At 45.4% G+C, this 25,639-nt stretch carries 26 protein-coding genes and 1 tRNA gene; 18 read left to right on the forward strand and 9 right to left on the reverse strand.

Annotation, left to right across the window (positions count from 1 at the left end; genetic code table 11):
* Position 1 precedes the first annotated feature (1 nt).
* From R8N47_RS18135 to R8N47_RS18145, 3 genes are all read right to left on the reverse strand, one after another.
* Positions 2-508: a hypothetical protein gene (locus tag R8N47_RS18135; RefSeq protein ID WP_005382011.1), complete on the reverse strand. Its 507-nt coding sequence runs from the start codon at positions 506-508 to the stop codon at positions 2-4.
* 279 nt (positions 509-787) lie between these two features.
* Positions 788-864 (reverse strand) — tRNA-Arg (locus R8N47_RS18140).
* 175 nt (positions 865-1,039) lie between these two features.
* Positions 1,040-2,173: a flagellar assembly protein FlgT gene (locus R8N47_RS18145; RefSeq protein ID WP_017634835.1), complete on the reverse strand. Its 1,134-nt coding sequence runs from the start codon at positions 2,171-2,173 to the stop codon at positions 1,040-1,042.
* 169 nt (positions 2,174-2,342) lie between these two features.
* Between R8N47_RS18145 and R8N47_RS18150 the strand changes: the two genes are divergently transcribed.
* Both R8N47_RS18150 and flgP read left to right on the forward strand, forming a co-directional pair.
* Positions 2,343-2,981, forward strand: a complete 639-nt coding sequence (locus tag R8N47_RS18150) for a FlgO family outer membrane protein (RefSeq protein WP_005382013.1) — start codon at positions 2,343-2,345, stop codon at positions 2,979-2,981.
* Between the two features lie 9 nt (positions 2,982-2,990).
* Entirely contained in the window at positions 2,991-3,422 is a 432-nt protein-coding gene (gene flgP / locus R8N47_RS18155; protein ID WP_005382014.1) for a flagellar assembly lipoprotein FlgP, read from the forward strand.
* A gap of 102 nt (positions 3,423-3,524) precedes the next feature.
* On the opposite strand, the gene R8N47_RS18160 is transcribed toward flgP, so the two are convergent.
* The 3 genes from R8N47_RS18160 to flgA all read right to left on the reverse strand — a co-directional run bounded on the left by R8N47_RS18160 (position 3,525) and on the right by flgA (position 5,155).
* Complete coding sequence (locus tag R8N47_RS18160; protein WP_005382015.1) at positions 3,525-3,950, reverse strand: flagella synthesis protein FlgN; 426 nt, start codon at positions 3,948-3,950, stop codon at positions 3,525-3,527.
* Positions 3,951-3,977: 27 nt separating this feature from the next.
* Positions 3,978-4,292, reverse strand: coding sequence for a flagellar biosynthesis anti-sigma factor FlgM (gene flgM / locus R8N47_RS18165; protein ID WP_005382018.1), 315 nt, complete (start codon positions 4,290-4,292; stop codon positions 3,978-3,980).
* A gap of 116 nt (positions 4,293-4,408) precedes the next feature.
* A complete protein-coding gene (gene flgA / locus R8N47_RS18170) occupies positions 4,409-5,155 on the reverse strand; it encodes a flagellar basal body P-ring formation chaperone FlgA (protein ID WP_005382020.1) in 747 nt (248 codons plus the stop codon).
* Positions 5,156-5,231: 76 nt separating this feature from the next.
* On the opposite strand from flgA, the gene R8N47_RS18175 reads away from it, so the two are divergent.
* The 16 genes from R8N47_RS18175 to R8N47_RS18250 all read left to right on the forward strand — a co-directional run bounded on the left by R8N47_RS18175 (position 5,232) and on the right by R8N47_RS18250 (position 22,734).
* Positions 5,232-6,158, forward strand: coding sequence for a chemotaxis protein CheV (locus R8N47_RS18175; protein WP_005382022.1), 927 nt, complete (start codon positions 5,232-5,234; stop codon positions 6,156-6,158).
* A gap of 11 nt (positions 6,159-6,169) precedes the next feature.
* Positions 6,170-6,997, forward strand: a complete 828-nt coding sequence (locus R8N47_RS18180; protein WP_005382024.1) for a CheR family methyltransferase — start codon at positions 6,170-6,172, stop codon at positions 6,995-6,997.
* Positions 6,998-7,300: 303 nt separating this feature from the next.
* Positions 7,301-7,696, forward strand: coding sequence for a flagellar basal body rod protein FlgB (gene flgB, locus R8N47_RS18185; protein ID WP_005382026.1), 396 nt, complete (start codon positions 7,301-7,303; stop codon positions 7,694-7,696).
* Positions 7,697-7,701: 5 nt separating this feature from the next.
* Complete coding sequence (gene flgC, locus R8N47_RS18190) at positions 7,702-8,115, forward strand: flagellar basal body rod protein FlgC (RefSeq protein ID WP_005393132.1); 414 nt, start codon at positions 7,702-7,704, stop codon at positions 8,113-8,115.
* Between the two features lie 17 nt (positions 8,116-8,132).
* A complete protein-coding gene (gene flgD / locus R8N47_RS18195) occupies positions 8,133-8,843 on the forward strand; it encodes a flagellar hook assembly protein FlgD (RefSeq protein WP_005382029.1) in 711 nt (236 codons plus the stop codon).
* A 30-nt stretch (positions 8,844-8,873) separates the two neighbouring features.
* Positions 8,874-10,187, forward strand: coding sequence for a flagellar hook protein FlgE (gene flgE / locus R8N47_RS18200; RefSeq protein WP_005382030.1), 1,314 nt, complete (start codon positions 8,874-8,876; stop codon positions 10,185-10,187).
* A gap of 331 nt (positions 10,188-10,518) precedes the next feature.
* The gene (locus R8N47_RS18205; protein ID WP_064353693.1) at positions 10,519-11,268 is read left to right on the forward strand and encodes a flagellar basal body rod protein FlgF; all 750 of its coding nucleotides are present in this window, start codon (positions 10,519-10,521) and stop codon (positions 11,266-11,268) included.
* A gap of 18 nt (positions 11,269-11,286) precedes the next feature.
* Positions 11,287-12,075, forward strand: coding sequence for a flagellar basal-body rod protein FlgG (flgG, locus tag R8N47_RS18210; protein ID WP_005382032.1), 789 nt, complete (start codon positions 11,287-11,289; stop codon positions 12,073-12,075).
* A 30-nt stretch (positions 12,076-12,105) separates the two neighbouring features.
* Positions 12,106-12,885 carry a flagellar basal body L-ring protein FlgH gene (gene flgH, locus R8N47_RS18215; RefSeq protein WP_017634834.1) on the forward strand — a complete coding sequence of 260 codons (780 nt, stop codon included), beginning with the start codon at positions 12,106-12,108 and terminating at the stop codon, positions 12,883-12,885.
* Between the two features lie 43 nt (positions 12,886-12,928).
* The gene (locus R8N47_RS18220; protein ID WP_005393118.1) at positions 12,929-14,020 is read left to right on the forward strand and encodes a flagellar basal body P-ring protein FlgI; all 1,092 of its coding nucleotides are present in this window, start codon (positions 12,929-12,931) and stop codon (positions 14,018-14,020) included.
* A gap of 16 nt (positions 14,021-14,036) precedes the next feature.
* Positions 14,037-14,963, forward strand: coding sequence for a flagellar assembly peptidoglycan hydrolase FlgJ (gene flgJ / locus R8N47_RS18225; RefSeq protein ID WP_025768948.1), 927 nt, complete (start codon positions 14,037-14,039; stop codon positions 14,961-14,963).
* A gap of 160 nt (positions 14,964-15,123) precedes the next feature.
* Positions 15,124-17,064 (forward strand): flagellar hook-associated protein FlgK, encoded by a 1,941-nt coding sequence (gene flgK / locus R8N47_RS18230; RefSeq protein WP_025768947.1) that lies wholly within the window; start codon positions 15,124-15,126, stop codon positions 17,062-17,064.
* Positions 17,065-17,077: 13 nt separating this feature from the next.
* Complete coding sequence (gene flgL, locus R8N47_RS18235; RefSeq protein WP_047102907.1) at positions 17,078-18,271, forward strand: flagellar hook-associated protein FlgL; 1,194 nt, start codon at positions 17,078-17,080, stop codon at positions 18,269-18,271.
* Between the two features lie 427 nt (positions 18,272-18,698).
* Entirely contained in the window at positions 18,699-19,853 is a 1,155-nt protein-coding gene (locus tag R8N47_RS18240; protein ID WP_005382038.1) for a flagellin, read from the forward strand.
* A 506-nt stretch (positions 19,854-20,359) separates the two neighbouring features.
* Entirely contained in the window at positions 20,360-21,493 is a 1,134-nt protein-coding gene (locus tag R8N47_RS18245; RefSeq protein WP_005380447.1) for a flagellin, read from the forward strand.
* A 116-nt stretch (positions 21,494-21,609) separates the two neighbouring features.
* Positions 21,610-22,734 carry a flagellin gene (locus R8N47_RS18250; RefSeq protein ID WP_064353696.1) on the forward strand — a complete coding sequence of 375 codons (1,125 nt, stop codon included), beginning with the start codon at positions 21,610-21,612 and terminating at the stop codon, positions 22,732-22,734.
* Between the two features lie 94 nt (positions 22,735-22,828).
* Here R8N47_RS18250 and crr read toward each other — a convergent pair whose 3' ends face one another.
* From crr to R8N47_RS18265, 3 genes are all read right to left on the reverse strand, one after another.
* Complete coding sequence (gene crr / locus R8N47_RS18255) at positions 22,829-23,338, reverse strand: PTS glucose transporter subunit IIA (RefSeq protein ID WP_005382041.1); 510 nt, start codon at positions 23,336-23,338, stop codon at positions 22,829-22,831.
* A 121-nt stretch (positions 23,339-23,459) separates the two neighbouring features.
* Complete coding sequence (ptsI, locus tag R8N47_RS18260; protein WP_064353697.1) at positions 23,460-25,184, reverse strand: phosphoenolpyruvate-protein phosphotransferase PtsI; 1,725 nt, start codon at positions 25,182-25,184, stop codon at positions 23,460-23,462.
* 140 nt (positions 25,185-25,324) lie between these two features.
* The gene (locus R8N47_RS18265) at positions 25,325-25,582 is read right to left on the reverse strand and encodes an HPr family phosphocarrier protein (RefSeq protein WP_005382043.1); all 258 of its coding nucleotides are present in this window, start codon (positions 25,580-25,582) and stop codon (positions 25,325-25,327) included.
* Between the last annotated feature and the right edge of the window lie 57 nt (positions 25,583-25,639).

Below are 25,639 nucleotides of genomic sequence, written 5' to 3' on the forward strand. Positions count from 1 at the left end.
ATTATTTAAGATCAATGCTGTTTAAACGCCCCATGAATGTCAGGATCTCCAAGTTATCTTTATGTGCTTCTAACAACGCTTTTTTGGTTTGCATGTAGGCGGCAAGTTTGCCGTACTTACTAATAGAGCGAACCACCGTTTTATATTTATACTCACCGTCATCATTGAACTCTCGCCACTTGGCGATGTAACACGTATCTCGGTTGTCAGGGTTTTCAAGAGTAGGGTTAGGCTTGTGAACGATTTTAGGCTCAACGCTATGTGGAAGCCTGGTCATTAGGTAAGGGTCTTTCAAAAGACGTCGCCAGAATTTGCCCCACATTTGCCGGCCTAACTCGTTTCTCAGCTTAATGGCTTTTTGTAAGCCTTTCTTTTCTCCAATACGAACAAATCCTACCGAGCGGTGTAGTACCGTATCCTCGGGGGTATGGATATGTATCTTAAAGGCTGTCTTGCCTTTAGAAATAAAGCGGTGTCCAGTGTTAGTTATTAAATTGCTCTTAGACATAGTGCTAACTAATAATTTTATTAATAGCTAAAAGGGTAAGCAAAACTCATAGATAATTAAAGTAATAAAATACAAAACTGTAAATAGGGCTTGTTGAAATGATTTCAAGGGGAAGAAGTCAGATCAGTAGAAGGTTTTATCTCGTAACCGAAACACCCGATCCGATCATATTGATTACTGGGAAGATTATCTAACACGATGTACTAGGGGGAGCAATGCGAGGCTTGAAATTGAAGATACAAAAAAGCCTTAGCTCAAGTGGGAGCTAAGGCTATGATATGGCACCCCCAGTAGGATTCGAACCTACGACCTGTCCCTTAGGAGGGGACTGCGCTATCCAGCTGTGCCATGGGGGCGTAATACCAATAGTTGCAGTTCATTGCGCTGTTTTACTGAGTTCAAATCTAGCAATCTACCAGATCTGTATCAGCATCACGTTGAACGATTCGCTACGGTCATTGGTATAATCAAATAAGATGCGCTGCCTATGATATTCAAAAGTGAGCATATCTCAAGACTTAATGTTTGCTTTTATAGGATCTTGTTCATTACGTCGCCAATTTGAACGCTAGACGCTAAATTTGGCTGATCAATCGTCAGTTCCGCTTCGTGTTCGTATATGCGTGATACCGTTAATGTAATTTCGCTTTGCGAGACTTTGTTTCTTGGCAATCCATTTTGGTCGATAAACGACGCGGTGTGCCAAAGCTGTAATTTGTCTCCCTCTTTTACGCCGTGCATACGGCCGAGATCCATCGTTACGGTATTACCGAAGACTGCCACAACCTCTGGCAGTGTAATTTTGCAAGATAGCTCCGACTCCAGATCCAACATAATATTGCGACTAACGCGAAGCATCATCTCGCCATAGGTCGATGCCCAAAAACGTGCACTACGAGTGTCCACTTGACTCGTCTTAGCAAATGGCCAACGCGCGACCTCACGGTAGGCTTTGTTGAAGATTTCATGGCCAGTTTTACCATCAAATACTTTCATTTCTAACGCAAACTGACGATTGATGATGTCATCTTGCAATAGTTGAGATTCGACCGTTGCAGTGAGATCGGTAATGACCCCTCCAATGATGTATTGTGCGCCATTGTCTTGCGCGATCATTTGAGTGCGAGCAGGATAGTTGCTGCTTATTGAGTAGTCCGTTGTACCAACAGACACAAAGCTGCGTGAGGTTTGATCAAGTTGACGGTTCACTACGTGGCTAAAATCGTCACCAACTTGATAAATTTGTCCCATCACTGCTTGTTGTGGTGATGCGACCTCAATATTGCCGACCAGCATTGTCTTTTTGTATTGATCGGTGTGGCAACCCGTTGCCGATGGATAAATATCAACGCGGATTTTTACCTCGACTTTACCGCGACGTTTACGTTCAGACTCGACCAAAATGTAACGGACTTCATGATTGGTAAACTGGTATTCGTTGCGGCTTTCTTCTAATAGCGGCATCAAGTTGCTAATACTGCCAATATCTGCGCCCGAAAAATTGACGGCTTTGAACAGCGCGTCTTCCAACGCATGGAGCCTTGCCGTCTCTTCTGAAGAAACGATGGTGGCAACGCCTGTGACTTCATACCAAGATGCCATTACCTTAAAAGGCACAAGCATCGCTAAAGTGATTGAAAACAGACTGTTTAATATTTTTTTCATTGGTTACAACCGTTCGGGTATAAATATTGCTTTAACAAATTCAGTGAAGTTTGGTGGGTTTTTCTTCGTTAGGCAAACAAAGAAAAGCAAAGACTGTTCCAATATTCACTTTCTTGGAAAGGAATTAATAAAGAACGGTATCACCTAAGATTATCTGGAGAATCAAACCATGAAAAAGTGGCTTGTCGCCGCATCGATGATGACGCTTCTGACATCGTGCGCGTACTCACCGATTTACAATGGTAAAGAACCTTACTCGGGAAGCCAGTTCATGCTGATGGATAGTCCGCGTCATACGATGGACTTTTTCATTGAGAGCATGACAGAAGACCTGATGGTTTCTAATGTGGCAGTATCAGCGCGGACACCGATTGCGATTACCTCGTTTGTTGATCTACAAAATATGGATGCAACAAACTGGTTAGGTAACTCGGTCTCTGAAGGTTTTATCCATCAGTTTCAGCGCCGAGGGTTTAAAGTGGTTGATTTCAAAACTACGGGCTCTATTCAAGTGACGCAGCAGGGCGATTTTGCTTTAAGTCGTGATTGGCAAGATTTAGCTCAAGAGCAGCAAATTCAGTATGTACTGACCGGAACAATGCTGCGCCAAGAGGGCGGAGTGCTTGTCAATGCACGCGTGGTTGGCATGCAAAGCCGTGTAGTTGTAGCGACAGCGCAAGGTTTCCTTCCGGCTGACCGTATTGGGCGTGACTTAGATACGTTAAATAGCATCCGCACACAAGATGGTGTGTTGATTCGTTCTGATCCTACCATTCGTCAGCCGTACACTGTGATTCTCCGTCCATAGGATAGAAGCATGAAGAAGTTATTATTTATTGTTGCCACACTGATATTGGTGGGGTGTCAGCCATTACAACAGATGCGTCAAGATGAAATCTTAGTGGCGGTGGGTTACGCCAGCGTCAGTGAGCAGACAGGCCGCACAGTAGAAGAAAAGCGTGTACGAGCAATGCGCGCATCAAAAATTGATGCTTATCGTGAGCTAGCAGAGCAAGTTTATGGCATGCGTGTTAGTGGACGAGCAGAGCTGCAAGACCAGCGTTTGGGTATTGAAAGCACCACTGGTGCCGTCGATGGTGTAATTCGTGGTGCAGAAGTTGTGCGTAGTTATCTTGTTGAAGACAGTTATGTGACTGAGCTGCGTCTGGATATCCGTAAGATGGATAAGCTACGTGATTATGGAGAAGTTCAGCAGGTGCCTGAGAAGCGTCAGCAAACCTTGTTTTAAACCATTTCACTAGACAGATAATCTTTTTGAGCGGCTGATTGGTAACAATGAGTCGCTTTTTTATATCTACGTGAGCGCGGGAATTGAGGGTAAGAGTGACGTTTAAGCTTTTATATTGGTGCCAAGCGTCGAGATGGTGTGGGTTTTTCCGCCCGCATTGTAGGTCATGCCAACTTTGCCATGAGTTCGCTGGAGCATGTTGTTGAGTTTATTGAAGCTCAGCTGTGCGCGACTAAGCGATTCGCCATTTACTTGGTTAACTTGTTGACAGTCGAGGACGATCGATTGGATTTGAGCAACAACCTGACTTAGGTGCTCATCTTCAGTAAGTTGATTGACGTGCGGGTGAGAGGCGATTCGCTGATCAGTTGTTCTGAGCTGATCAATGAGCGTCATCTTCTGTTTGGCAATGTTCTCAATCTCGGTAGAGACACGCGCCGTTATTGCTTGTGTTTCTTGGCGTAAAACAGCGGAAAGTGCCTTAGCATTTTCTAGCTGGAAATTAACGAGATCGACTAATGCTGCCATAAAATACTTACCTTCGGCCTAAGTCAGTTAGCTTTTGCCTTGCAATTCGTTTTCAAACTTAATCATGTTGTCAGCCAATTTTTCAGGATCGACTTTGTATGAACCGTTTGTGATAGCTTCTTTGATTGCTGCAACTTTGGCGCTGTCATATGCCGGAGAAGCTGCCATATCCTTCTGGAGTTTACTGACGGCTTTACTTTGCTGGCTGAGTGATACTGCGTCTTGTTGCGCTGGCGCCTTTTTTGATTCTGTCGTGCTGGTAGCATTGGAATCGTTACGTGCAGGTGCGCGACTTGTTGTCGTCATCATTTGCCCTGAACGTATATTATCTATACCTGCCATGTTTAACCTTTGCCTTGTATCGTAATACTGGTATCCAGACTATCGACCAGCGCAAAAATAACTTTAGTCATTTTTTGCATTTTTATTGATCAGTTTAAACACGCTACCAGTGGGTATTAAAAATTAACAGTGATTTCCGCAATGTCAGTCACTATGCCTTCTATTATACGTTGCGACTTATCATTTTTCACTCTTACTTGATCGCCAGCTGAACCATCCTGCAATGCTGTGCCTTGCGTTGTGATCGTCATGCCAGAATTCACCGCTTTGATAATGACCTTTTCATTTCGGCATACCACACAAACATCATTTCTCTCTACGACATCGCCTAAGCGAACATTACGCTTTAGCTTTGCCCCAACCACTTGATCGTAGCTAGAAAATCCATCTTTACGAAAGCGCTGTAGCTCGATCATGGAAGTGGTAACATCCGATGCGCTGACGATTTCTCCTCTCCCTAGTGTTCGTGTAGCGACGATCATTGGTACTGATACCGAGATCCTCACAGGGACATAGACTTTCCAGTCATCCGGTTGGCATTCCACTAACACATTGATGTTACTTCTCGTGCTGCTGGTGGAAGAGGCAGATGTATCTAACGGAACAGGGCAATCCGTTGCTTTTATTCTCGAGTCGATCTCTGCCGCATTAACAGATAGCTCGCCACCATCAGGCTGATCGACCGTAGCAAGAATATGTTGTTCTGCTGCTGTTTTTATTTGCTCGATCTGATTATCTGAAGCTGAATGAACAAAAAAGCTAAACATACTGAGCAAAATGCCGATAGACTTAGCGTACTTTGTAATTAGCGCTCTACATATTGTCATAGTCAATGGTGTCGAAGTGAAAGTGAAATACGCCATACTGTCTCCCTGGTATCGTGCTTGCCAGTGGTAGAGTATCATTTAAAAACAAAAAGTTTGAGATGGAGATGAGCATATGACGGGGATTCTTGACTCGGTGAATCAGCGTACGCAACTCGTCGGTCAGAACCGATTGGAATTATTGACCTTTCGACTGATGGGCCGACAGCGCTACGGCATTAACGTATTCAAAGTGAAAGAAGTACTACAGTGCCCTAAGCTGACTTCAATGCCAAATCTACACCCTCTGGTTAAAGGTATCGCTCATATCCGCGGCCATACCGTGTCCGTTATTGATTTGAGCCTGGCAATTGGTGGCCGCCCAACCACTGATTTAGATAAATGTTTTGTTGTTATTGCAGAATTTAACCGTACGATCCAAGCATTTTTGGTATCATCGGTTGAGCGTATTATCAATATGCATTGGGAAGCGATTTTGCCACCGCCAGACGGCGCAGGTAAAGCGCACTACTTGACTGCCGTTACAAACATTGACAATGAGCTGGTTGAAATCCTTGACGTTGAAAAAATCCTGGCAGAAATTGCGCCAGTTGATGAAACGATGGATTCCGCTATTGGCGAAGAAATCGCACAAGCAGAACAAGAAAAGCCTATTGTACGCCGCATACTGATTGCTGATGACTCGACGGTCGCGCGTAAACAGGTAGAGCGTGCGATTACATCCATCGGTTTTGAGGTCGTATCTGTCAAAGACGGCAAAGAAGCGTACAATAAGTTGATTGAAATGGCTCAAGAAGGCAATATCTACGATCAAATTTCGTTGGTTATTTCCGATATTGAAATGCCAGAAATGGACGGCTATACCTTAACGGCTGAAATTCGCAGACATGCCGATTTGAAAGACCTTTATGTTATCCTCCATTCTTCATTAAGTGGTGTATTCAACCAAGCTATGGTTGAGCGTGTAGGTGCCAACACCTTCATTGCGAAATTTAACCCAGATGAGTTGGGTAACGCGGTTAAATCTGCATTAACACAATAAAAGAGACATTAATGACTGCTATTACAATCAGTGATCAAGAGTATCGTGACTTTAGCCGTTTTCTAGAATCGCAATGTGGCATCGTGTTAGGTGATAGCAAGCAATACCTCGTGCGTAGCCGACTGAGTCCTTTAGTGACGAAGTTTAAGCTCGCATCGTTATCAGATTTGCTACGTGATGTTGTTACAGGGCGTAATCGAGAATTACGAGTCGCCGCTGTGGATGCGATGACGACTAACGAAACCTTGTGGTTTCGAGATACTTATCCGTTCACGGTTTTAGCTGACAAATTATTGCCAGAAGTAGCGGCAAGCAAGCGCCCAATTAAGATCTGGTCTGCTGCCAGTTCATCGGGCCAAGAACCGTATTCTATTGCAATGACGATCCTGGAAACGCAACAGCGCAAGCCGGGCTTGTTACCAAACGTGTCCATTACAGCCACAGATATTTCGGCAAGTATGCTCGAGATGTGTCGTGCAGGGGTGTACGACAACTTGGCTTTGGGTCGCGGGCTTTCACCAGAACGTCGTCGCACCTTCTTTGAAAATGCGGACGGTGGTCGCATGAAAGTCAAAGATAACGTCAAGCGTTTGGTGAACTTTCGTCCACAAAACCTGATGGACAGTTACGCACTGATGGGTAAGTTCGACATCATTTTCTGTCGTAACGTATTGATTTACTTTTCTCCAGAAATGAAATCTAAAGTGCTTAACCAAATGGCGAGCAGTTTAAACCCTGGTGGTTACTTGCTGTTAGGGGCATCAGAGTCGCTAACTGGTCTGACTGATAAATTTGAAATGGTGCGCTGTAATCCGGGCATCATTTACAAGCTTAAATAGCGGTATCTCTTCATTGATAGAAAAGCCTGACTTCGTGTCAGGCTTTTTTGTTTGTTACCTTTCTGCGCCGAGCGCTTCATGTATCACTCAATTAGTTGAAGCGCGTTTTTGCCTTGTGCCCTCAACACGGTGTATCTTTATTAAGTGAGCAAAGTGATACGACATGACATTCCAGTTACTTTGGCTCACTTATTGCTATTTCAATTCACGGTAACCACTAGGTTGGTGTAATGCTTTAGGTTTTGGCATGCTAATTGCTTTTTGGTTATCAATCACGGTCAGTTCTTAATTGTAGAGGCAAACATGGCTATATCTTTTGACAATGCACTAGGCATCCACCAGCACACGGTGGGCGTACGTGAGCGCAATGCAGAGGTGATTTCCACCAACATCGCACAAGCAAACACGCCTGGTTACAAAGCAAGAGGTTTAGACTTTGCGAAGGAATTGCAAGCGGCAACATCTGGGGCAAGCATTGGTCTTAGTCGCACAGATGGTCGGCATATTCCTGCCACTACAACGTTGGTTGGGGACAAGTTATATCGTCTTCCTACGCAACCAGATACGGGAGATGGCAACACGGTAGACTTGGATTTAGAGCGTAACTTGTTTATGCAAAACCAAATCAGACACCAAGCATCACTCGACTTTCTAGGCAGCAAATTCAAGAACTTAACCAAAGCAATCAAAGGGGAATAATTTAGATGAGCTTATTTAACGTTTTCAATGTGACAGGTTCCGCAATGAGCGCTGAATCCGTTCGTCTGAATACTACCTCAAGCAACTTGGCGAACGCCGACAGTGTCAGCAGCTCTGCGAAAGACACTTACAAAGCGCGTCATGCCGTGTTTGGTGCAGAGTTAAGTAACGCCATGCGTGGCGGTGATACGGTGCCAGTGAAAGTGATGGGTATTGTAGAAAGTGATAAACCGCTGAGTGCGGAGTACAACCCAGACCATCCCCTTGCAAACGAAGAAGGCTACATCTACAAGCCTAACGTCAATGTAATGGAAGAAATGGCAAACATGATTTCAGCTTCTCGTGCATATCAGACTAATGTACAAGTCGCTGATTCTAGTAAACAAATGCTGCTGCGTACGCTGCAGATGGGTCAATAAGGATAAGGGGGTAGCGTATGGCCGGAATTAACAACGTTGGTCAAAGCGGCTTGTCCTATATCGACCAGCTTAAAAGTCTACAAGAGAGTAACAAGAAAGCGGAAGAGAGCACGGGTAAGCAGGACCTAAAACAGGAAGACTTCTTATCATTGCTCACGAAGCAACTGTCTCAGCAAGACCCTTTTAAGCCGGTAAGTAATGACCAGATGATTGCGCAAATGGCTTCATTTGCGACCGTTGATGGCATTGGCAAGATGAACACTCAGTTTGAGAGTTTGAATTCGTCAATGACATCAAATCAAGCGTTACAAGCTTCCTCTTTGGTAGGGCGTGACGTATTGGTCCCAGGAGCAGCAGGTGTGAAGCAGGACGACGCACCAATGGCGGCAATGGTTAAGCTTTCACAATCTATCGATAATCTGTTTGTTCGTGTAGAGGATGAAGCTGGCCAACTGGTTCGTACCTTTGAGGTAGGGGCGAAACCAGCCGGCGACACGCGTGTGCTTTGGGACGGTAAAGATGAAAGCGGAAATCCACTGCCAGCTGGCAAATACAAAGTGAAAGCGTCTGGCTTAGTTGAAGGGGAGTCGCAAGAGTTCCCAGTATCGACATACGCCAACGTAAACAGCGTATTGCTTGGCAAAGGTGACGGAAACGTATTACTCAATCTGGCTGGTTTTGAATCGCCAGTTCGACTTGCAGAAGTATTGGAAGTCGGCAAAGCGTAGTCATAGCTCGCTAGATTAGGAGATTTTGGAATGTCATATGTATCTTTAAGCGGTTTGTCCGCCGCCCAACTGGATTTGAACACCACCAGTAACAACATTGCGAACGCCAACACTTACGGCTTTAAAGAGTCCCGTGCTGAGTTTGCTGATGTCTACTCTAACTCTTTATTTACTAACGCAAAAACCACACCGGGTGGTGGTGCGCAAGCAAGCCAAGTGGCACAGCAGTTCCATGAAGGCTCTAGCATTTACACCAACAACCCAATGGATTTGCGTGTTTCGGGGACAGGTTTTTTCGCTGTAGCGAAAGAGCGTCTAACTCCACAACAGAATGAACTGACACGTAATGGTGCATTTCACTTAAATAAAGAAAACTACATGGTGACCGCGAACGATGAGTTCTTATTAGGTTACCAAGTGGACCCAAGCTCTGGTGAGGTTTCTTCATACGAGCCACAACCCATCAATATTCCTGCTGAATTTGGTAAGCCAAAACAAACAGCAAACATTGAAGTGGGTGTGAACTTGCCAGCGAACGGCGATTTGAAAGATCCAACGCAGTTTGATTTTTCAGACCCAGATACATACAACCGTTCAACCTCTTCGACAATTTATGACTCGATGGGTCAGTCTTACAAGCTAACGACGTATTACTTGAAAGATCAGACTCAGCCAAATACATGGAACACTTACTACACCGTGACAGATAAAGAAGGTGAAAAGCCTTTAAATGTTGCGGCTGGTGATGCGCAAACGCCAACAGGTCATGTGGGGCATACCATGAAGTTCAACAACGATGGTACGTTGGCGAGCTTGAACAATGGTCAGCCAATCACTTCTGTGGCTCTGGGCGATCCGGCGACGAACACGACACCAGTCGATATGAATGGTGCCGATCCTGCGCAGACGCTTAACTTCGGCTTAGGCTCAGCAACACAGTTTGCGGCTCCGTTCGAACTGACTAAGTTTGACGAAGACGGTGCAACGACGGGCTTCCTAACCAAAGTTGACTTCGATGAAAACGGCAGCGTATTGGGAACTTACTCAAACGGTGAAAACGTTACATTGGGTCGTGTTGCTCTCGTACGTGTTCCAAACGAGCAAGGTCTGGATAAGAAAGGCGGCACTCAATGGGATTCAACGCAGTTCTCTGGTGACAAGATCTGGGGTGAATCAAATAAAGGCTCTTTCGGCACCATCAATAACGGTATGCTGGAACAGTCAAACATTGATATGACGCAGGAGTTGGTGGACCTGATCTCTGCTCAGCGTAACTTCCAAGCAAACTCACGTTCGCTAGAAGTACACAACCAACTACAACAGAATATCTTACAGATCCGCTAGAGCACTAGCTGGGTCATTCGATACTCTGCTTGAGTAAGCAATGGCGTGTGATTGCTTCTTAGTAATTGCCGCTTTGTTCATTTTCATCATGACATTCATCTGATGCTTAGCCTGAATACACCTCACTCAGGCTAAGCATGCTTTGATCTACGATTTGCCGCTGTTGCCGCCGTATGGATCAAAACCTTGCCTCTCGTTACAGTTTTCTGCCTCTATTGACCTCTTTTCATTGTTGATTTTTAATTCAAAGTATTGATTAATAAGTCTATTTTTGTTTTGGCATAACTATTGCTTTTTACTCCGTGTACAGAGAGATTTTTTGGAGTAATTTATGGATCGCGCACTGTTTCTCGCAATGAGTGGCGCCAAGCAAAATATGCAGGCACTACAATTGCGCGCTAATAACTTGGCTAACGTAAGCACGACCGGATTTCGGGCTGATTTAGCACAGGCTCGCTCAATGCAGGCTTATGGTGAAGGCCATCCTTCACGTGTATTCAGCATGACAGAGCGTCCAGGGCATAACTTTGCTCAAGGTAGCGTGATTACAACAGGGCGTGATCTGGATGTGACGATTGAAGGCAGCGGTTGGATATCGGTACTCGATCATACAGGGAAAGAAGGGTTGACCCGTAACGGCAACCTAAAAGTCGATCAAAATGGCATGCTTACCAACGCAAGTGGTCATTTGGTGCAGGGTGAAAACGACGCGCCGATTACTTTGCCTATCCCTCTCTCCAAAATTGAAATCGGTCGGGATGGCACCATCTCTGTACTTCCTCAAGGTGCCCCGGCAGAAGAATTCCAAGCGGTTGATCGCATTAAGCTCGTTAAGCCTAATGATCAAAGCTTGTTTAAAGACACCAATGGCTTATTTCGCCATAAAACTCCAAACCAACCTTACGAAGCAGACGCGACTGTTAGTCTCCAGACGGGAGCGATAGAAGGCAGTAACGTGAATGCCGTAGGTGAAATGACCGCATTGATTGACTTACAACGTCAGTTTGAAATGCAAGTCAAGATGATGAGCACAGCTGAAGAAATGGATAAATCTTCAGATTCACTGCTTCGTATGAGTTAACAGAGTTAGAGGTTCACTATGCATCCAGCACTATGGGTAAGTAAAACAGGTCTAGACGCCCAACAAACCAACATTGCCACGATTTCGAACAACTTGGCGAACGCCTCTACTGTCGGCTACAAAAAGAGCCGTGCAGTATTCGAAGATCTGTTCTATCAGAACATCAACCAGCCTGGCGGCCAGTCATCTCAGAACACGGAACTGCCAAGTGGCTTGATGCTAGGTGCGGGTTCTAAAGTGGTTGCGACGCAAAAAGTGCACACGCACGGCAATGCACAGACAACGACCAACGCACTGGACATGATGGTGGAAGGCGACGGCTTTTTTCAAGTGACATTGCCGGACGGCAACATCGGTTATACCCGTAACGGTCAGTTCACGCTAAATGGTGAAGGCACGTTAGTCACGTCGGGTTCTGGCTACCCTGTAGAGCCTGAAATTGTGATTCCAGAAGATGCGATTTCTATTACTGTCGGTACGGATGGTGAAGTGTCGGTTCGCGTCCGAGGGCAGCAAGACAACCAAGTCGTTGGTCAGTTAACCATTACAGATTTTGTTAACCCGGGTGGCCTAGAGCCAATTGGTCAGAACCTTTACTTACCAACGGGGGCCAGTGGCGATCCACAAGAGGGTGTTCCTGGTTTGGACGGTTTGGGGGAAATTCGTCAATCCATGCTGGAAGCGTCCAACGTGAATGTAACAGAAGAGTTGGTCAATATGATCGAAGCCCAGCGCGTTTACGAAATGAACTCAAAAGTGATCTCGTCAGTCGATAAGATGATGAGCTTCGTTAACCAGCAATTGTAACGATTAAGAGCAAGATTTGAGGAGCTCACGATGAAACGTATTTGCCTACTCGCTTTGATTGCTACGATGTCGGGCTGTGCCATGTTGGAACCGATTGAAACGGATGAAGTGACACAAGCAACCACTGTGGTCGACGCAGTAGAAGGTGATAAATCGAAAGAAGAGAGCAGCGGTATTGTAGATACTTTACGTGGTAGAAGCGATCCGGTTGCTGGCGACCCTGCTTGGGCTCCAATTCATCCGAAAAACAAACCTGAGCATTACGCTGCTGCAACAGGTTCGTTGTTTAGCGCCGAGCACATTACCGATCTCTACGACGATTCTAAACCACGTGGTATTGGCGACATTATTACCGTAACACTTGATGAGACAACCAGTGCGACGAAAAGCGCAAATGCCGATTTATCGAAAACCAATGAAGCGCAAATGGACCCGCTTCAAGTGGGCGGAGAAGAGCTGAAAATTGGCGGAAAATATAATTTCTCTTATGACTTAAACAACTCCAACTCATTTGCAGGTGACTCTTCTGCAAAGCAGAGCAACAGCATCAGTGGTTACATCACTGTTGAGGTGATCGAAGTACTGGCAAACGGCAACCTCGTGATCCGCGGTGAGAAGTGGATGACGCTAAATACGGGTGATGAGTACATACGTTTAAGTGGCACTATTCGTCCGGATGATATTAATTTCGACAACACCATTGCATCAAATCGCGTCTCTAACGCAAGAATTCAGTACTCTGGCACTGGTTTGCAACAAGATATGCAAGAGCCAGGCTTCTTGGCACGATTCTTTAATGTAGCGCTATAACACGCCGTGCTGACGGCAATTTGACTGCAAGAGATAAGTAAGCATGAAAAAACTCCTTTTAGTACTGATGAGCGTTGCTCTGTTTTCTACCGTAGCCCAAGCCGCACGTATCAAAGACGTCGCGCAAGTGGCAGGTGTACGAAGCAACCAACTCGTGGGTTATGGTTTGGTTTCAGGCTTACCTGGTACGGGTGAAGCGAACCCGTTTACAGAGCAAAGTTTCGCCGCCATGCTGCAAAACTTCGGCATTCAGATGCCGCCGGGCACAAAGCCAAAAATTAAAAACGTTGCCGCAGTCATGGTTACGGCAGAATTGCCGCCTTTCTCTAAACCGGGTCAGCAAGTGGACGTGACTGTCTCTTCCATCGGAAGTGCTAAAAGTTTGCGTGGTGGCACCTTGCTGCAAACGTTCCTCAAAGGTCTCGACGGTCAAGTTTACGCGGTTGCTCAAGGTAACTTAGTAGTGAGCGGCTTCAGTGCTGAAGGCGCTGACGGTTCTAAAATCGTAGGTAACAATCCAACCGTTGGTCTTATCTCTAGTGGTGCGACAGTAGAGCGAGAAATTCCAAACCCATTTGGTCGTGGTGATTACATCACGTTCAACTTGCTTGAGTCAGACTTCACAACGGCTCAACGTATGGCGGATGCGGTAAACAACTTCCTTGGCCCACAAATGGCGAGCGCTGTTGACGCGACATCAGTGCGCGTGCGTGCTCCTCGTGACGTCAGCCAGCGTGTGGCGTTCTTATCGGCAATTGAAAACCTAGAATTCGACCCAGCAGATGGCGCAGCCAAAATCATCGTTAACTCTCGCACGGGTACCATCGTAGTTGGTAAACATGTTCGCCTTAAACCTGCTGCGGTAACCCATGGCGGAATGACGGTCGCAATCAAAGAAAACCTGAATGTTAGCCAACCTAACGGCTTTTCTGGTGGGCAAACCGTTGTCGTGCCAGACTCGGATATCGAAGTTAGCGAAGAGCAGGGCAAGATGTTTAAGTTCGAGCCAGGCTTAACGTTGGATGATTTGGTCCGTGCCGTTAACCAAGTCGGCGCAGCGCCGTCGGATTTGATGGCTATCTTGCAAGCATTGAAACAAGCTGGTGCCATTGAAGGCCAGTTGATCATCATTTAATGGTTAGGAGGTAGGTATAATGAACAATCCTAACGACATTGGTTTTATTCATGACATCAGTTCGCTGGATACCCTGCGTCAAAAAGCAGTGAAAGAAGGTAAAGATGGCGAGCAAGAAGCACTGCGTGCAGCGGCTCGTCAGTTCGAATCTATTTTCACCTCCATGATGTTGAAATCAATGCGAGAAGCCAATGAGGGCTTTGAGTCCAACATGATGAACAGCCAAAACGAGAAGTTCTACCGACAAATGTTGGATGAACAGATGGCGAGTGAATTGAGTTCGTCTGGTTCAATGGGACTGGCCGATATGATTGTTAAGCAATTAACGGCTGGGCAAGGGAACGACAAAAAAGAAACGGCTATGCGTGATGCGGCAAACAATGCTGCGGAATATCGTCGTGTTGACCCGAAAAAAGCGCGCGAGATTGAACAGCGCTTGATTGAATCTGGTCAGCTATCTCGACCAAGCAATGAACCCACTCGATTCGATTCACCAGAATCCTTTGTTAACTCGATGAAGCCATACGCGGAGAAAGCTGCGAAAGCCTTAGGTGTCGAGCCATCTCTGCTACTTGCGCAAGCCGCTTTGGAAACGGGGTGGGGACAAAAGGTCGTGAAGAACGCGCGTGGCAGCAGCAACAACTTATTTAATATCAAAGCAGATCGAAGCTGGCAGGGTGACAAAGTGACGACTCAAACTTTAGAGTTCCACGATAACACGCCAGTGAAAGAGACGGCAGCGTTTCGCTCCTACTCAAGTTACGAAGACAGCTTTAATGACTTTGTACGATTTTTGAATGACAACCCACGTTACGAGACAGCATTACAGCAACGCGGGAATTCAGAGTCGTTTATTCGCGGTATCCACAGTGCGGGTTACGCGACCGATCCGAATTACGCAGATAAAGTCCTGCAGGTGAAGGATAAAATCGAAAGTATGTAATGTTTCTGCGACAATTTATGACGTTCTCGAAGGCTTGCCATAGTGCAAGCCTTCACTTTATCTGAACATCTACGCCTTTCTATCACTTGGCACATCTTTTGCTTTTAATGTGTCTAGGTGATCGGTTTTGCCGATTTATATTTCGTTTTCGGGGGCATGTATGGCGTCAGATCTTCTGAATGTAGGTACTCAAAGTGTGCTTACTGCTCAGAGACAATTAAACACCACTGGTCATAACATTTCTAATGTTAATACAGAGGGTTATAGCCGTCAGTCTGTTATCCAAGGCACGAATGATCCGCGCATGTTTGGTGGTTCTACCTACGGCATGGGTGTGCATGTGGAAAATGTTCGCCGCTCGTGGGATCAGTTTGCCGTGAATGAACTGAACCTGTCGTCGACCAACAATGCCAACAAAACGGATACCCAAGACAATCTTGATATGCTCTCTAGCATGTTGAGCTCCGTAGCATCGAAGAAAATTCCCGAGAACCTGAATGAGTGGTTCGATGCGGTAAAAACCATGGCAGATACCCCGAACGATTTAGGGGCACGAAAAGTGGTATTGGAAAAGGCGAAAATCTTCTCTGATACATTAAATGATTTCCACGAAACCGTTCGACTGCAATCTGATGTCACCAATAAAAAATTGGATATGGGCATTGAGCGCGTTAACCAACTTGCGTTGGAAATTCGCGATATTCATCGACTGATGATGCGCACCCCCGCCCCACATAATGACCTAATGGATCAGCATGAAAAGCTGGTTACTGAGCTGTCAGAGTACACCAAAGTTACTGTAACCCCACGCAAAAATGCGGAAGGGTTTAATGTTCATATCGGCAATGGACACACACTTGTTTCTGGTACGGAAGCAAGCCAGCTCAAAATGATCGATGGCTATCCGGATGTTCATCAAAGACGATTAGCAATGGTGGAAGGGAATGGCATTAAAGCGATCAAGTCTGATGATATGGATGGCAAAATCGGCGCTTTACTTGAAATGCGCGACAAACACATCCCACAACTGCAAGATGAAATGGGCCGTTTAGCGACGGGTTTCTCCTACAAAATTAATCAGCTGCAATCTCAAGGTCTGGATCTCAACGGTAAGATAGGTAAAGACGTATTTACCGATGTGAACTCTGAGCTGGTGGCAAAATCTCGAGTTTTTGCTGCGCCTGACTCTCAAGCTGATGTTGCGGTTTACATCGAGGATATTTCCGCGATCAAAGGTGGTGAATATTCGCTGCGTTATGATGGCGACCAATACAGCGTGACAACACCGAAAGGTGAGCAAATGTCGTTGAACATCGACCGTTCGGATTCGTCGTTTGTTCTGGATGGTATGAAAGTGCAAATTGGTGAAGGCCTTGCCGCCGGTGAGCGCGTATTGCTACGCCCAACGAGAAGTGGTGCAGCCATCATAAAGATGGAAACCAATGACGCAAAAGCTATTGCCGCACAAAGTTATGAAGCCTCAACCACTTTTGCCCAAGGTAACGCCAAGTTTAAAATTCGTGAGGCGGGGGATGTTAAAGAGTTTGAGGTTACCGTACAACCAGCCGACGAGAAGCATGATAAGCCGTGGTTAAAGATCACGGATAACAAGGGTAATTTACTATCGGACAAATACTCATACCCGTTAGATAAAGATAACCCGAAGATTGAAATATCAGTGCCGAAAAGCCATCCGCTGTATAAAAACGGCGATGCAACCGTGTTTGAGTTGAGCGAAGGCGCACTGATGAATGATAAATTCACCGCAAACTTGGTGCCTTCTGAAGGTGGTAACGGCAACTTGAGAAAAATGCAGAAGATCCAAACAGACAAGATGATGGATGGAAAATCCAGTACCTTGATCGATGTTTATCATAACCTCAATACTGAAGTTGGACTGAAGTCTTCTACAGCAAACCGTTTAGCCTCCGTCGCTCGTTTAGAGCATGAAGCGGCGCAAGAGCGCGTTGCTTCTATTTCTGGTGTTAACCTCGATGAAGAAGCGGCCAACATGATGAAGTTTCAACAAGCGTACATGGCTTCATCACGTGTGATGCAAGCGGCGAACGATACCTTCAATACCATTTTACAACTGAGGTAAGGAGAAGAGATAAGTGCTAACCCGAATTTCTAGTTTCCATAACTATCAGTCCGTACAAAATGATCTGCGTCGTCAAGAGAATAAGGTTCACCACAACCAAGAGCAGCTTGCTTCAGGGAAAAAGTTACTGAAACCTAGTGACGACCCCCTCGCTGCGCATTACATCCAAAACATTAGTCAGCAACAAGAACAGCTACAACAATATCTTAGCTCGATAGTGTTGGTGCGTAATCGTCTAGAAAACCACGAAGTTAATATCGCCAATGCGGAGAATTTTGCCGACGAGTCGAAGCGCTTAACGATGGAGATGATTAACGGTGCCTTTTCTGCTGAAGACCGACAAGCAAAGAAGCGTGAGCTAGAAGAGATTGCGAACAACTTCCTTAACTTGGTGAACTCGCAAGATGAATCTGGTAACTACGTGTTTGCTGGCACTAAGCCAAAGAGCCAACCATTTTATCGCGATAAAGATGGTAGCGTGCAATACGCTGGGGACGATTATCAGCGCAAAATGAAAGTTTCTAGCATGCTTGAGATGCCAATGAACGATCCAGGCAGCAAGCTGTTTATGGAGATACCAAACCCATTTGGCGATTATCAGCCGAATTACGATCTACAAAACGGTTCTGAGTTGCTATTAAACAGAGCCACTAACGTTGATACGAAGGATGATGCGGCGTATCGCGTGACATTTGTCGATATGAATAACGGCAAATTTGGTTACCAATTAGAGCGTAACGGCAAAGTAGTGGATGCCGATGAGTTTTCTCCAGAGAAAGGGATTGAATACAAAGGCCTGAAAGTGCACGTAAAAGGCCAAATTACGCCTGGTGACAGCATTGAGATCGAAAAGCGGGCAGAGTTCAGCATTTTCGATACCTTCAAGGATGCAATGGCATGGTCAGACAAATCGGTTTCGGATACGTCGGCGACCGCCAAATTGCACCAAATGACAGAAGAATTCCACGCTGCTTTTATCCATTTGAATAAAGCGCGTACAGATGCCGGTGCTCGATTGAGTACGCTGGATATCCAAGAGCAAAATCATGAAGACTTTAATTTGTCTCTCGCAAAAGCGAAGAGCAACTTTGAGGACTTGGATTACTCTAAAGCCGTGATCGAGTTCAGTGAAAACTCGCGAGCATTACAGGCATCGCAACAAGCATTCGGTAAGACCAAAGATCTAACGTTGTTTAACTACATCTAGTATGACACTCATACACATTGTCTGATTTTGATGCCTTATGTGCAAAGCCTTAAGCGCGATAAGTCGACGTAACCTGAGAGTCTGAGATGTCATGCGGCACGATTTTACCCAAAGCGGCAATGATGCGGGAGGCAAGTCGGGCGGCAACAGGGCAGCGTTCAATACCCTTGGGCTAAGATGAGGCTGACAAACCGGAAATAGCTTAATGATAAAGCTAACTTATTGTTTATTTGATTCTTTTAAAAGTAGTTAAATAATTTACGCAAGTTGGCACACAAATTGTATTGAAAATATCAGAACAGATTTAGAGATTCTAAACCCTGCGTTTAAGGCAGATTTAGCAAGTAACTTTTACGGTCAGTGCTTATCCAAATGAGAGTAAAGCTGGCCGCTTCGCAAAAGCTTGCGAACTCAACAGGAGAGCAAAATGGCTGTAACAGTTAGTACTAACGTCTCCGCGATGACCGCGCAGCGTTACCTAAACAAAGCGACTGATGAATTAAACACGTCGATGGAGCGCTTATCTTCAGGACATAAGATTAACAGTGCAAAAGATGATGCGGCAGGTCTACAGATCTCTAACCGCTTAACTGCACAGTCTCGTGGCCTAGATGTCGCAATGCGTAACGCGAACGATGGTATCTCGATTGCACAAACCGCTGAAGGTGCGATGAATGAGGCAACCTCTGTCATGCAACGAATGCGTGACCTTGCGATTCAATCATCGAACGGTACTAACTCTCCAGCTGAGCGTCAGGCGATCAACGAAGAGTCAATGGCATTGATTGACGAGCTAAACCGTATTGCAGAAACCACTTCATTTGGTGGTCGTCGTCTATTGAACGGCTCATTCGGTGAAGCAGCATTCCAGATTGGTGCGAGCTCAGGTGAAGCCATGATCATGGGACTCACCAGCATTCGTGCGGACGATACTCGCATGGGCGGTGTGACCTTCTTATCTGAGAACGGTAAAGATAAAAACTGGAGTGTTGACCCAGCTAAATCTGACTTGAAGATCACGCTACCAGGTATGGGTGAAGACGAAGACGGCAATGTTGATGATCTAGAAATCAACATTAATGCCAAAGCGGGCGACGACATCGAAGAGCTTGCCACTTACATTAATGGTCAGTCTGATATGATTAATGCGTCTGTAAGTGAAGATGGCAAGTTGCAAGTTTTTGTCGCGCATCCAAACGTTCAGGGTGAGATTTCTATTTCTGGTGGATTAGCATCTGAGCTTGGCCTGAGTGATGAACCTATCAGAACGTCAGTACAAGATATTGATATGACCACGGTACAAGGTTCTCAAAACGCGATTTCTGTGCTGGATTCGGCACTGAAATACGTAGACTCGCAACGTGCAGACTTAGGTGCGAAGCAAAACCGTTTGAGTCACAGCATCAACAACTTGGCGAATATCCAAGAAAACGTTGACGCATCGAACAGCCGAATTAAAGATACAGATTTTGCGAAAGAAACCACGCAAATGACCAAAGCACAAATTTTGCAACAGGCAGGTACATCGATTCTTGCTCAAGCGAAACAGTTGCCAAACTCTGCAATGTCACTATTGCAGTAGTTTACTTAGCCTGTACTCAATACATTCAGACGTGGATGGGAATACAGGCTTTTGGCAAGCAACTTTACAATAGAATGAGCGGCTCTCTCATCTCTCACCTGCCAATCATTTTCAATGTAAAGTTGCACTCGGTATGCCGGAAATGTGTTCATTTCTCTTGATCTCCACATAGGCTCTGGCGACCAACCTAGCCCCAGTTCTCTCAAAGGAAAAGGGGCTTTTTCTTTTCTAATTTTCACGTCTATCGTCTGCGAACTTACCTTTAATTGTTTCCTTTTGCTGGTTTTCTATACAATTTAGCCCTCTCGGCTCGATTTGTGGAAACTTGAGCACTTTTTCTTACTTTTCTTCAATTTTATTAGCTAAATCTCGCAATGTTATTTTTTTAAACTTTTTTCTAAAGCTTCTGAATTTGGTGTCGTTAATAGAGGTAACTTTGAGAGAACTACTTGGTTTTCCGAGACGTCGGAAACCGCTACACCGGAAAATCAATTGGAGAAATCACCATGGCAGTGAATGTAAACACTAACGTATCAGCGATGACCGCTCAGCGTTACCTAAACAACGCAAACTCAGCTCAACAAACTTCTATGGAGCGTTTGTCTTCAGGTTTTAAAATCAACAGCGCAAAAGATGACGCTGCGGGTCTACAAATCTCGAACCGTTTGAACGTACAAAGCCGTGGTTTGGATGTAGCGGTTCGCAACGCGAACGACGGTATCTCGATTGCACAAACTGCTGAAGGTGCAATGAATGAGACCACTAATATTCTTCAACGTATGCGTGACTTGTCTCTGCAATCAGCAAACGGTTCAAACTCGAAAGCAGAGCGCGTTGCGATTCAAGAAGAAGTGACCGCGCTAAACGACGAACTAAACCGTATCGCAGAAACCACTTCTTTCGGTGGTAACAAGCTACTAAACGGCACACACGGTGCGAAATCGTTCCAAATCGGTGCAGATAACGGTGAAGCAGTGATGCTTGAGCTAAAAGACATGCGTTCAGACAACAAAATGATGGGCGGTGTGAGCTACCAAGCTGAAAGTGGTAAAGGTAAAGACTGGAACGTTGCTGAAGGTAAGAACGACCTAAAAATCAACCTAACGGACAGCTACGGCCAAGAGCAAGAAATCAACATCAGCGCAAAAGCGGGTGACGATATCGAAGAGCTTGCGACTTACATTAACGGTCAAACTGACCTAGTGAAAGCGTCAGTAGACCAAGACGGTAAACTGCAAATCTTCGCTGGCAACAACAAAGTTGAGGGCGAGGTCGAGTTTTCAGGTGGTCTATCTGGTGAACTAGGTTTGGGCGAAGGCAAAAAGGTAACGGTAGATACTATCGACGTAACCTCAGTTGGTGGCGCACAAGAATCTGTTGCTATCATCGATGCGGCACTGAAATACGTAGACAGCCACCGCGCAGAGCTGGGTGCATTCCAGAACCGTTTCAACCACGCAATCAGCAACTTGGACAACATTAACGAGAACGTGAATGCGTCGAAGAGCCGTATCAAAGATACTGACTTCGCGAAAGAAACAACGGCAATGACCAAATCACAAATTCTATCGCAAGCGTCAAGCTCAATCCTTGCGCAAGCGAAACAAGCGCCTAACTCAGCGCTAAGTCTGCTAGGTTAATCTATTTAACAAAGCAAGAAACCAAAGCCAGGCTCATCCCTGGCTTTTTGCTTATTGGCTATAACGATTCAGATGTGTCCTGACATTATGTTCGATAAGGCATTCATATCGATTAGATGATCTCTTTAAATTCCAATGTTTCTGCGATGGTGGCGCAGAGACACCTGAGTCAAGCAGCTGCGCAAAATGTTGAGTCACAACGCAACCTAACTTCGGGGTTTCGAATAAACTCGGCGAGCGATGATGCGGCAGGTTTACAGATATCGAATACTCTCCATGTACAAACGAGAGGGCTTGATGTCGCCTTAAGAAATGCACACGACGCTTTTTCTGTTGCTCAAACAGCGGAGGGAGCATTGCACGAAAGCAGTGACATATTGCAACGCTTACGCTCTCTGGGGCTTCAAGCAGCAAACGGCAGTTATGACTCAAGTGATCGGCAAAGTATTCAATATGAGGTCGTAGCGCTGCAAGATGAGCTTGATCGTGTCGCGATCACGACAACATTTGCGGATAAAAACCTGTTTGATGGATCTTACGGTTCACAAAGTTTCCATATTGGCGCGAACGCTAATTCAATCTCTTTGACGTTACGTAACATGCGTAGCCATATCCCAGAGATGGGAGGGCAGCATTATGTTGGTGATGCGATCGATAAAGATTGGCGAGTCACTAAAGATAACCAAACCCTAAAAGTCGAATACCAAGACAGTAAAGGGCAAACCCAAACGGAATCCATTGGACTCAAATTGGGTGACCGTATAGAACAGGTCGCCACTTACATCAATGCTCAACAATCGATAGTGAATGCTTCAGTAACGGAAAACAACGAACTGCAATTCTTCGCTTCTACGATGAAGGCGCCAGAGGGTGTGGTTCTCGATGGGAGTTTAGCGGATGAGCTTGATGTGAGCGCTGGTCAATTAGTCACAATGGATGACATCGATATGTCGACGGCAGGTAAGGCGCAGCTTTCAATTGGGGTGATTGATGCAGCGATTAAGTATGTTGATTCTCACCGGAGTGAAATTGGCAGCTTTCAGAACCGTGTAAACGGCTCGATGGATAACTTAAATACTGTGAATCGGAGTGTTACAGAATCCAAGAGTCGAATAAGAGATACAGACTTCGCAAGAGAATCTACGGAAATGGTGCGTTCTCAAGTGCTCCAAGATGCGACAACTGCATTACTCGCTCAAGCGAAGCAAAGGCCGAGCTCAGCACTAGGCTTGCTCAGTTGAACGTGTTTCAGCGATGCACATCGCTCAGAAAAAAGTCAGATAATAAAAAACGCTGCCATTGGCAGCGTTTTTTTCGTGTTCGATTAAGTAAAAATTACTTAGTTACACGTAGAACTGGAGTTTCACCAACAGTTACAGAACCAGAAAGCTTGTTTAGCTCTTTGATTTCGTCCATGTTAGAGATAACAACTGGAGTTAGCGTTGACTTCGCTTTCTCTTCTAGAAGAGCTAGATCGAATTCAATTACAGTGTCGCCAGCTTTAACAGTTTGGCCTTCTTCAGCGATACGCGTGAAGCCTTCGCCTTTTAGTTCAACTGTGTCGATACCGAAGTGAACGAAAAGCTCAACACCGTCGTCAGACTCGATAGAGAACGCATGGTTAGTTTCGAAGATCTTACCGATAGTACCGTTTACAGGAGCTACCATTTTGTTGCCTGCTGGCTTGATAGCAATACCGTCACCAACGATTTTCTCAGCGAAAACAACATCTGGCACGTCTTCGATGTTTACAATCTCACCAGAAAGTGGCGCGATGATTTCGATAGCACCAGCGTCAGCGCTGTCATCAGATACAAGCTTCTTAAGTTTGTCAAACAGACCCATTGTGTCATGCTCCTAAGGTTTGGTTTTATTCTGTCGAATTATAGTATACCAATATAGCTCATTAGACGACTTTTTTCGCCGTCTAATGGCCATTAAGTATTGAATTACTTGGTACTACCGATTACTGAGCTTTCTCAGCAATAAACTTTTCTACCACGGCTTCGATTTCTTCTGCTGTCGGTAGAGAAAGGGCTTCTTCAGCCATTGCTTTCACTTCTGCGAAGTTAGAGTTACGAACTACTTTCTTCACTTTAGGGATTGAAATGCCGCTCATTGAGAACTCGTCCAGACCCATACCTAGAAGTAGAAGTGTTGCACGCTCGTCACCTGCAAGTTCACCACACATACCAGTCCATTTACCTTCTGCGTGAGAAGCGTCGATAACTTGCTTGATCACAGTAAGTACAGCTGGTGATAGCGGGTTGTATAGGTGAGAAATCATCTCGTTACCACGGTCAACCGCTAGCGTGTACTGAGTTAGGTCGTTTGTACCGATAGAGAAGAAAGACACTTCCTTCGCTAAGTGGTGTGCGATCGCAGCAGCAGCAGGAGTTTCAACCATAACACCGATTTCGATGTTTTCGTCGAACGCGTGGCCTTCAGCGCGTAGCTCTTCTTTGTACTCTTCGATCGCTTTCTTAAGCTCACGGATTTCTTCGACAGAGATGATCATTGGGAACATGATACGCAGTTTGCCGTGTGCAGAAGCACGTAGAATGCCACGTAGCTGATCACGAAGGATTTCACGACGATCTAGACTGATACGTACAGCGCGCCAGCCTAGGAATGGGTTCATCTCTTTTGGAAGATCCATGTATGGGAGATCTTTATCGCCGCCGATATCCATAGTACGGATGATCACAGCTTGACCGTTCATTGCTTCCGCAACTTCTTTGTACGCTTGGTACTGTTCTTCTTCAGTTGGTAGCGCAGTACGGTCCATAAATAGGAATTCAGTACGGTACAGACCAACACCTTCACCGCCGTTACGAAGGATACCGTCACAGTCTTTCACTGTACCGATGTTACCGCAAACTTCTACACGGTGACCGTCAGTCGTTTCTGCGTGTAGGTCTTTCAGTTTCGCTAGCTCTTCTTTTTCAGCTAGGAATGCTGCTTTAACCGCTTTCGCTTCTTCTAGCTGAGCTTCTGATGGGTTAACAACAATCTTGTTGTTCATTGCGTCAAGAATCAGCATGTCGCCATTCTTAACTTTCTTCGTGATGTCGTTAGTACCAACGATAGCTGGAAGCTCAAGTGAGCGAGCCATGATTGAAGTGTGAGATGTACGACCACCGATGTCACAAGCAAAACCAAGCACGTAGTCTAGGTTAATTTGTGCAGTTTCAGATGGCGTTAGGTCGTAAGCAACAAGAATTACTTCTTCGTTGATATCGCTAAGCGAAACAATGTTGATGCCTAGTGCGTTCTTAACAAAACGAGAACCGATATCGCGGATGTCAGTTGCACGCTCTTTTAAGTATTCGTCGTCTAGAGACTCAAGAGCACATGCTTGCTCTTCGATCACTGAGTGGATAGCGTGATCAGCAGTCATCTTGTCGTTTTTGATAAGTGCTAGGATTTCCTCTTCTAGCTCTTCGTCTTCAAGAAGCATGATGTGACCTTCAAAGATCGCTTCTTTTTCTTCGCCAAACGTTTCAAGCGCTTTTTGCTTGATAGTTTCTAGCTGAGCTGCAGATTTGTTACGAGCGTCAAAGAAACGCTGAACTTCAGCTTCTACTTGATCGTCAGAAATAGTGTTTGTGTTTAGGACAATTTCATCTTCTTGAAGTAGTAGTGCTTTACCGATTGCAATACCAGGAGATGCTAGGATGCCTGAAATCATAGCCTTACCTTAAGTTTGGTCAACTTTATAAAACGGGAGAATAATGGGTGCGCTAACGAATAGTTTTAGCTTAGTTTTGAGCCTATTTCCAACGAAGCCATTTTGCTTTCACAAAATGGCTTCTGGAGTAGGAGACCGGATTAGTGTAGTTGGTCCATTAGAGCAACTAGGTGGTCAACTGCTTGCTGAGCTTGTGGGCCTTCAGCAGAAATAGTAACTTGAGTACCTTTTACTAGGCCTAGTGTTTGTAGTTTGAACAGGCTCTTAGCGCTAGCGCTTTTACCGTTAGAAGTCACGGTGATGTCTGCGTCGAATGCTTTTGCTTCTTTAACAAACTGTGCAGCTGGACGAGTGTGAAGGCCGTTTTCTGCTGTGATTTCTACTTGCTTCTCGTACATGTGATATACCCCAATAAATGTATTTTTTTGTTAGTTTGTGACCAGATTTTAGCTTAA

The sequence above is a fragment of the Vibrio sp. 2132-1 genome (assembly GCF_033344315.1).

Excerpts from the sequence above, each read along its gene's own strand:
- ptsI (WP_064353697.1), bottom strand. The coding sequence starts at position 25,184 with ATGATTTCAGGCATCCTAGCATCTCCTGGTATTGCAATCGGTAAAGCA.
- R8N47_RS18160 (WP_005382015.1), bottom strand. The coding sequence starts at position 3,950 with ATGGCAGCATTAGTCGATCTCGTTAATTTCCAGCTAGAAAATGCTAAG.
- flgK (WP_025768947.1), top strand. The coding sequence starts at position 15,124 with ATGGCGTCAGATCTTCTGAATGTAGGTACTCAAAGTGTGCTTACTGCT.
- R8N47_RS18175 (WP_005382022.1), top strand. The coding sequence starts at position 5,232 with ATGACGGGGATTCTTGACTCGGTGAATCAGCGTACGCAACTCGTCGGT.
- flgG (WP_005382032.1), top strand. The coding sequence starts at position 11,287 with ATGCATCCAGCACTATGGGTAAGTAAAACAGGTCTAGACGCCCAACAA.
- flgM (WP_005382018.1), bottom strand. The coding sequence starts at position 4,292 with ATGGCAGGTATAGATAATATACGTTCAGGGCAAATGATGACGACAACA.
- R8N47_RS18250 (WP_064353696.1), top strand. The coding sequence starts at position 21,610 with ATGATCTCTTTAAATTCCAATGTTTCTGCGATGGTGGCGCAGAGACAC.
- R8N47_RS18220 (WP_005393118.1), top strand. The coding sequence starts at position 12,929 with ATGAAAAAACTCCTTTTAGTACTGATGAGCGTTGCTCTGTTTTCTACC.
- R8N47_RS18145 (WP_017634835.1), bottom strand. The coding sequence starts at position 2,173 with ATGAAAAAAATATTAAACAGTCTGTTTTCAATCACTTTAGCGATGCTT.
- R8N47_RS18180 (WP_005382024.1), top strand. The coding sequence starts at position 6,170 with ATGACTGCTATTACAATCAGTGATCAAGAGTATCGTGACTTTAGCCGT.
- flgE (WP_005382030.1), top strand. The coding sequence starts at position 8,874 with ATGTCATATGTATCTTTAAGCGGTTTGTCCGCCGCCCAACTGGATTTG.
- R8N47_RS18265 (WP_005382043.1), bottom strand. The coding sequence starts at position 25,582 with ATGTACGAGAAGCAAGTAGAAATCACAGCAGAAAACGGCCTTCACACT.
- R8N47_RS18205 (WP_064353693.1), top strand. The coding sequence starts at position 10,519 with ATGGATCGCGCACTGTTTCTCGCAATGAGTGGCGCCAAGCAAAATATG.
- flgC (WP_005393132.1), top strand. The coding sequence starts at position 7,702 with ATGAGCTTATTTAACGTTTTCAATGTGACAGGTTCCGCAATGAGCGCT.
- flgH (WP_017634834.1), top strand. The coding sequence starts at position 12,106 with ATGAAACGTATTTGCCTACTCGCTTTGATTGCTACGATGTCGGGCTGT.
- flgB (WP_005382026.1), top strand. The coding sequence starts at position 7,301 with ATGGCTATATCTTTTGACAATGCACTAGGCATCCACCAGCACACGGTG.
- R8N47_RS18240 (WP_005382038.1), top strand. The coding sequence starts at position 18,699 with ATGGCTGTAACAGTTAGTACTAACGTCTCCGCGATGACCGCGCAGCGT.
- flgD (WP_005382029.1), top strand. The coding sequence starts at position 8,133 with ATGGCCGGAATTAACAACGTTGGTCAAAGCGGCTTGTCCTATATCGAC.
- R8N47_RS18245 (WP_005380447.1), top strand. The coding sequence starts at position 20,360 with ATGGCAGTGAATGTAAACACTAACGTATCAGCGATGACCGCTCAGCGT.
- flgP (WP_005382014.1), top strand. The coding sequence starts at position 2,991 with ATGAAGAAGTTATTATTTATTGTTGCCACACTGATATTGGTGGGGTGT.
- flgA (WP_005382020.1), bottom strand. The coding sequence starts at position 5,155 with ATGGCGTATTTCACTTTCACTTCGACACCATTGACTATGACAATATGT.
- crr (WP_005382041.1), bottom strand. The coding sequence starts at position 23,338 with ATGGGTCTGTTTGACAAACTTAAGAAGCTTGTATCTGATGACAGCGCT.
- R8N47_RS18135 (WP_005382011.1), bottom strand. The coding sequence starts at position 508 with ATGTCTAAGAGCAATTTAATAACTAACACTGGACACCGCTTTATTTCT.
- R8N47_RS18150 (WP_005382013.1), top strand. The coding sequence starts at position 2,343 with ATGAAAAAGTGGCTTGTCGCCGCATCGATGATGACGCTTCTGACATCG.